The sequence below is a fragment of the uncultured Dokdonia sp. genome (assembly GCF_947492535.1).
Classification (GTDB): Bacteria; Bacteroidota; Bacteroidia; order Flavobacteriales; family Flavobacteriaceae; genus Dokdonia.
Window position 1 is genome coordinate 1 of sequence record NZ_CANLNH010000033.1, and the last position, 6,468, is coordinate 6,468.

Here is a 6,468-nt window from a genome sequence, read left to right on the forward strand (position 1 = left end):
TCGCGAAAGCGGGAGATGGATATATGGAAAAGTTATTTATGGACGCTTTTTATATAACAATATCAAAAAACTTTTATGAAGTAATTTTGTATATGCTTTATAGCTTTATGAAGAGAGTATTACATCGAGTGGAGTGTAGAGACACCATCTTTCGATGTCTTAAAATTAGTGGCGATCTCCCGTCTTAAAAAACACATATTAGACGCGAAGGAAATGCAACAAAAGGATGTTTTCGCGAAAGCAAAAAAAAGAATATACTAAGGCAACCAGACGTAAAATATTATACTGAGCTTGTCAAAGTAGAAAAAATTATAACAAATACGATCATTAATTATGTGTGTGCTAACAAGTATTATTTTACTTGTTTTTGCTCTATAATTTGAATTTTTAGTTTCTAAAAAGGATGTTATTGATTCTTCATTAAAAGAATGTTTATGATAAAGATAGTTTAATAAGACTTTTTTTGTGCGGTAAATTATTATTGATATCATAATATATTCGATGAAATACATAAAATCATAGATGAAATACACAAAATATTAATTATGGTTTTTCCGTAATTGAAATAAGTAAAAACCTTTGTATTTTTAGCATACCCAAATCATTATAAAATACTGTTTAAGTGTTTTATAGCAACATGACTAAAATGAAAACTATTACTTATCAAAGAGTAACCATTCTACTTAGGTTATTTATTTTTTTTCTATTATTTCCTTTAGCCTTACATGCTACTATTGAAAAAGAAGAAAATAATGCTTCTTTTGCTTGTACGGGAACTGTTATAGATACTTTCCCCTATACAGAAAGTTTTGAAACTGCAAATTTTGATTTTACTCAAAATACGGATGATGATGGGGATTGGACCCGTGATAATAATGGAACGCCATCAAATAATACAGGACCTGCCGCCGCAAGTGACGGAAACTTTTATATGTTTACAGAGGCATCTACTTCAGGCCCTGGTGCTATGGGATTTAATGCAACGGCTATTTTAACCAGTCCTTGTTTTGATTTTACGGCTGTAGGTGGGGCTACCTTTAATTTTGATTATCATATGTACGGCTCTGCTACAGGGCAAATAAGTGTGGAAGTAAGTGATGATGGTGGAGCTAGCTGGAACATATTACAAACTTTATCAGGTCCACAACAAACTTCAACTACTGCGCCTTGGATTACTTCTTCTTTAAATTTAAATGCGTATGCAGGGAATACAGTCAATGTAAGATTTGTTGGAACTACAGGTAATGGCTTTGCGAGTGATATGGCTATAGATAATGTAGAAGTAACCGTGACTCCTGTTAATCCTGAAATTAATGTAACTGGTTTAGCGAATGATATTGTAAGTGGGGATATAACTCCTACAGTTACTGATGGAACTGATTTTGGGGATATTACACTTGGATTATCTAATTCGAGTACCTTTTTTATTGAAAATTTAGGGATTTTAGAGTTATTACTTACAGGTCCAAGCCCATATGTAACTATTTCTGGAACAAATGCAGGTGATTTTACCTTAACATCAATACCGACTACTCCTGTTGCACCTATTAATGGAAGTACTGCTTTTGCAATAGGGTTTACACCTTCTGGGTTAGGAGATAGATTTGCTACAGTATCTATTGCTAGTAATGATAGTGATGAAAACCCTTATGTTTTTGATATTATGGGTACGGGAGTTGCTCCTTCTTCTGAAATTAATGTGTCAGGACTTGGAAATGCTATTGCATCTGGAGATATGATCCCTTCTGTCTTTGACGGGACTGACTTTGGATTTACAACTTTAGCTACTCCAGTAAGTAGTGATTTTGTGATTATTAATTCGGGACTATTAGGATTAGACTTAACAGATCCTTCTCCTTATGTAAATATTATAGGAGCAGATGCGGGACAATTTTCGGTTACTATAATTCCAAATAATGTAATTTCAAATAATGGAGGGACCACTACTTTCCAAATAACGTATAACCCCTTAAGTGTAGGAACTCATACTGCGACAGTTAGTATAGCTAATAATGACCCTGATGAGAATCCATTTACATTTAATATTACGGGAGTGGGGGTAGTAACTTTTGTTCCAGAAATAGAGATTACAGGGAATGGTGTAGAAATTATTGATGGTGATGTAAGCCCAAGTACTGTAGACGCTACGGACTATGGTACCATTTCTTTAGGGACCAAGAAGAATGTAGATTTCACTATAAATAATGTAGGATCAGGAGCATTAACCTTATCGGGTCCGCCACCTTATTTAACGATTACAGGTCCTGATGCTTCTGAATTTTCTATTCAAACAGAACCTTTGGGTTCTATAGCAGTTTCATCATCAACCGTTTTTCAAGTACAATATAACCCTTTTGGTTTAGGAACGCATTCGGCTACGGTTACGGTAGTAAGTGATGATAGTGATGAATCGAATTATTCGTTTACGATTACTGGAACGGCTATTGAGAATGAAAACCCATTAGAAACTCCATACTATGCCAATTTTGATACTAGCGATGATAATTGGGTAGCCTCGAACCCTGGTGGGGGTAGTATATGGACACATGGTACCAATGCTGTCGAAGTAGGAACAGAAGGTGATTATTGGTATACAGATAGTTACGATGACTATGCTTCCAACTCAGATACATATGTAACAAGCCCTATTATTGATCTTTCAGGATATCAAAATTTAACATTTAAAATTGATATCCGTTATGATACCGATGGAGATACTGGGGGTGACGACGGAATGAATGTCGAATATTCTCCAGATGGAGGAGCTTCATGGTTTATATTAGGTGCTTTTGCAGATCCTCAAGTGGATAACTGGTATAATGGGGATAATGTAGATGCTTTAGGAAATGGTACCGATGGTTGGGCTGGATTCAGCTTTGATATCGTAAGTGCTACGAAATCTGATTTTATTCAAGCAAGTGTTGATCTGCCTGTCGAATTAGTAAATAACCCCGTAGCTCGTTTTAGAGTGCATTTTGCATCTGACAATAGTCAAAATGATAATGGAGTGAATTTTGATAATGTATTCGTTTTAGGTGATCCAATAGTATCTGATGATCCAACTATAGGTCCTGCAGGAGTAAATACGAATCTAAAACTTTGGTTGAAAACAACTGAAGGTATTGGAGGAGCAAGTAATGCGGGTCAGTTAGCGGCTTGGGAAGATCAAGCATTAGATAACAATGCGACACGCGGGGACAGTGGGCAACAACCTATTTATTATGATGATATCAATGAAAATATAAATTACAATCCAGTAGTGAGTTTTAATGATGTTATTGATTCAGAGTTAAAAGGAAAAGGAGGATTTAATACACAAGATTATTGGGTTGTAATGCAAGCTGATGGAAGTATAAATTCCTCAAGCCCTATTAAGGGAGTTATTGCTGGAAGAGTTTCTAGAGATCAATTTTCTGAAGATGGTACTGGACTGTGGATCAATCCAGGGTCATTACGATTTAGTGGTGTGGATAATATTGTCAGTCATATGGTGGGAGCAACAAGTGCTTCTGCATCAGACATTGGAGATGGTAGTTACGGAAGAGCTTATACAAGTAGTACCGATAGTTATGATAATGAACCTATTATCTTAAATATAAAAGTTAATAATGCTGGAAATCAAACCGAAATCTATAAAAATGGAATCAGAGTAGATAACTACACTGGAAAAACCACAGGTTCTCCATCAGAAGATTTACCATATATTAATGTGACAAACTCTAGTTATATTTTAGGGGTAGGTCGTATTACTATTGGAGGAACTAATTATGATTCACATTTCAATGGAAAAATGTCAGAGGTTATTAGTTATGCGAACCCTTTAACCATATTTGATCAAGAAAAAATTCAATCCTATTTAGCAGTTAAATATGGTATTACATTACACGATGTTACTAGTAATTCCATTACACGATTAGGAGATCAAAATTATATAGATTCCGACGGTTCTGTCATGTGGAATGTTGCTGCTCATACTGGGTATAACTATGACATTGCAGGTATAGGTAGAGATATTACTTCAGGGTTAAACCAAAAGCAATCGATATCTGTAAATCCCGGAGCTATTGTAACTATGGCGCTTACTGATGTGTATAGTACAAATAATGAAAATATAACTAATAATACAAATACGATAGCTGATAAGAATTTCCTAATGTGGGGGAATGATAATAGAAGTTTGAATGCTGCAGCATCTATTATTGTAGACTTAAGTGATGATATTGCAGGCTTAAATACAGTGGTTGATATCACATCTGTAGAACGTTCTTGGAAAGTAGTAGAAACAGGAACTGTTGGAAGAGTTAAAGTGTCTGTTCCCGAAATAGCATTGAGCGCTACACTTGATCCGCCAGGGAGTTTCTTTATGTTTATTTCAGATACACCAACGTTTAACCCTAGTTCAGAATATCGCATTATGCTTCCAAATGGAGATAATGTTGAAGCTGAATATGATTTTGAAGGTACAAAGTATATTACGTTTGGATATGCGCCAGATTATGTGTTTGATCGTTCTATTACGTTTAATGGGACAACAGACTATATGGATGCCCAAGATTATTTGGATATTGATGGAGATTTTACAATATCAACATGGATTAAACATTCGAGTCAAGATTATACAGTACTTTCAAAGAACGATTCTTCTTTTAGTGAAGGATATGAGTTAAAGATTAATACAGATCGTACAGTGAGTATGATATGGGAGAACGGAAGTACTCAAAGTATAACGTCAAACACACAAATTCCTAATAATGAATGGCACCAAATTGCAGTTTCTTACGATGGAAGCACGGCAAGTCTTTATATAGATGGTGTGTTGGATATTCAAGCGCCTTTAACGGCTCCTGTTACAAATGATGAGAAATTCTTAATCGCAGCAGGACGAGGAAGTACTCCTGCAGATTTTTATGAAGGAACTATTGATGAAGTGAGAGTTTGGGATGCTGCTCTAACAGCAAGCCAAATTCGATTCATAATGAATCAGGAAATACTAGAAAACACAAACCTTATGGTGAGAGGAGAGGTGATTCCTGCTACAATTTCTAAGAATGAGATTGATGCTATACCTTGGTTATCATTAGATGGATACTTTCCTATGACTACTTATGCTTTTACTAATGTCAAGGGAGCTTCTAGTAATACAGTCGTGGCTGCAATTAAAAACTTAAAAACGGTAGATTTTCAAACGGCACCACTACCATATGTGTCTCAAGCTGATGGAAACTGGACAGATCAAGCTACATGGGAAAACGGAACTGGATTCCAAATTCCTAATGCGGCATCTATTGTAGATAATACAGTACGTGTGGATTGGAATATTGTGCAAACAGCACATAATGTTACTACACAAGAAAATAATACCGTGCTTGGACTAGATGTACAGGCGAATGAATTATCTATAGAAAATGATAGTAAGATTGAAGTGTCTCATTACCTTAAACTAGATGGTTTATTAGATCTTGTAGATGAATCACAACTAGTACAAACCGAAAACAGTGATCTAGATATCACAAGCACGGGATCTTTAGAAAAAGATCAGCAAGGTACAGCAGATACATATTCGTATAATATCTGGTCATCTCCTGTGAGTACTATTAATAATTCTCAAATTAATACAGATTATACCGTAGGAGGTATTATGAATGATGGTACAGATCCTAACAATCCATCAGTAATGAATTTTAGTGGAGAATTAAATGGTGCACCTTCCTCTCCTATTACGATTAGCTCGTATTGGATATTTAAGTATGGAAATGGTATTGAACAATTTCAGCCTATTGGATCTACAGGAAGTGTGAGTGTAGGTGAAGGATATACGATGAAAGGTCCTGGATCAGGAGCGATTATAGATCCTCAGAACTATGTGTTTGCTGGAAAACCTAATAATAGTACGGATGCACAATCTATTGTAGTGCCTGCCATTGCAGATAGAGATTATATCGTAGGAAATCCATTCCCATCGGCTTTAGATGCCAATGATTTTATTAATGATAATCCACATTTGGATGGTACATTATACTTATGGGAGCACTATGGAGGTGGAAATCACATCCAAGCAGATTACCAAGCTGGATATGCATTATATACACTCTCTGGAGGAACACCAGCAGTGAGTCATCCTGATGTGTCAGATATAGGTAGTGGTACAAAGACACCAGAGCGTTACATTCCAGTAGGACAAGGATTTTTTGTTGCTGCCGATAGTGATGGTGATATTGTATTTAACAACACACAGCGTAATTTTGTAAGAAAGACAGGAGCTTCTATCTTCTTATTTGGAGAAGAAGAAGAAAATGATTCATCTATGGATCAGCAACTAGATGATTCTGATTTGGATGCTCCAGATATGCGTGAGAAGTTTAGAATTGGTTTTGACTCTCCAAGTTTATACCACAGACAACTTCTTCTTACGGTAGATCCAACCACAACATTTGGGATAGATCGAGCGTATGATGGAGAAATTCAATT

At 35.8% G+C, this 6,468-nt stretch carries 2 protein-coding genes; both read left to right on the plus strand.

The annotated features are described in order from the left end of the window. Positions 1-188: hypothetical protein (locus tag Q1A60_RS21390; RefSeq protein ID WP_299770461.1), on the plus strand; the 188-nt coding region annotated here is incomplete at its 5' end. A 458-nt stretch (positions 189-646) separates the two neighbouring features. Then, positions 647-6,468 (plus strand): choice-of-anchor D domain-containing protein (locus Q1A60_RS21395; RefSeq protein ID WP_299770477.1); only part of this gene is annotated, 5,822 nt, incomplete at its 3' end.